Source organism: Streptosporangium sp. NPDC049644 (assembly GCF_040675205.1).
GTDB classification, from domain to species: Bacteria; Actinomycetota; Actinomycetes; order Streptosporangiales; family Streptosporangiaceae; genus Streptosporangium; species Streptosporangium fukuiense.
Genome location: NZ_JBFAOJ010000268.1, coordinates 1 through 1,442, shown reverse-complemented (window position 1 = coordinate 1,442; position 1,442 = coordinate 1). Strand labels below are relative to the sequence as shown.

Sequence of the window (1,442 nt, the reverse complement as noted above, 5' to 3'; positions counted from 1 at the left end):
AGCCAGGTAGTCTCGAGTGAGGCGAAGTAAACCCGGCGCTCCCGTGAGATCAAAGCCGCGCTCTTTCGCCTCGTTCTCGACCTGCTCCGCCGACCATCCTTGCCGTTTGGCCTCGCGCAGTAGATAGATTGTAATGGCGCGTATACCGCTGCCACAGTGCAATAAGTACGGCCCTGGCTGATTGTTCAGCGCCTGATCTAACTCCTCGACGGCGTCCGGATCAGGATTGTCTCGACTGAGCGGAATATTGATGTAGCTGAAGCCGTGCCGCTTGGTGAGTTCCGCATTTGAAGAGAGTGTCTCGCTCGGCATGCGGAAATCGATTACCGCCTCCACTCCCTGTCCTTCAAGCTCTGACAAATCCTCGTACGCAGGTTGAGGACCCAGCCAAATACCAGGGAAAAGTTCGCGGAATTTGGTCATCTGTTTCGCCTCCTTTTGATCTGGCTTAAGGGTTGCAAAAAAAAGTACCACGATAGGGATCGGCAGCCCGCAAAGCGCTCCAGAATTTATTAGAATGTGGTAACGTCTGTCCTAGTTTAGTGATGGCGAAACATCTAGCTTGGCCACGCGCCATAAACGGGCATTCCACTGTGCATAGTCATTAATTCAGTGAGGGGTCAGGGTAGGTTTTGTTGCTCGGTATAGCAAAGGCGGTGAGCTCGTGACTAACGGTTATCCGCTGTAAATTTTATAAAGCCCCGCCAATTTTACAAATTGCGCCGCTTGTCCAAATCCCGGCACCACATCACGCTCTCAACAGCCGCAAATGCTTGACGCAAAGCATTAGCGAATTAAATTTTGAAATTAATCCCTTGCTTGTGGCGTGCTCTATTAGCCCTACCTCAATTGGGGATTAACGCGTAACCGGCACTCTGGTACTTCGCTAAAACCGTCAGGGCGGCCACCGCGACGGTAACGTCATTCGCAACTTCGGTGGTCGAGAAACCTTTATGTGCCAAGGCTTGGCCGCACACCATGACGTCGACACCTGCTTCATTAAGAGCAGCAATCAATTTGCGGTTTGGGTTCGTGCGTTGATGTCGTTTTAGATAGGCATCATCGCCCAGTGCGGCAGAGGTGGCCGGCCCGTTGAGAACGGCCACCAGTTCCAGGTTTTTGCCTGGAACTTTGGCAAGTCCCGCCAGGTTTACAAAGCGCGCCGCACTCTCCAGCCCAGGCACCACGTTGTTCTCATCCTGCGCAGCTTTAGTGACATTGAAAACAACTTTGTAGGTCTGCTCCGGATCAAGCTGTGCGGCAGCATCCGGGTATGGCCGTACTTTTCCATATTCGGCGATAACCGGTGTCCGCCACTCCGGCGATGCTTTTTGGGCGCTCTGATATTCTTCCGCCAAGGTAGCTTGCCCGGCGGTTAGAGCCGACAATAAAAGGATGGGCGGTTGCAGGAGCTGAGTGCAACACAGTTACTGGATTGAGGC

Annotated in this window: 2 protein-coding genes; both read right to left on the bottom strand. The window is 53.1% G+C overall.

Features of this window, described 5'->3' with window-relative positions:
- Nucleotides 1–423 (bottom strand): sulfur transferase domain-containing protein (locus AB0J58_RS45030; RefSeq protein WP_364227998.1); only part of this gene is annotated, 423 nt, incomplete at its 3' end.
- 422 nt (nucleotides 424–845) lie between these two features.
- On the bottom strand, nucleotides 846–1,358 hold the full coding sequence (locus AB0J58_RS45025) for a DsrE family protein (protein WP_364227995.1): 513 nt from the start codon (nucleotides 1,356–1,358) through the stop codon (nucleotides 846–848).
- Nucleotides 1,359–1,442: the final 84 nt, after the last annotated feature.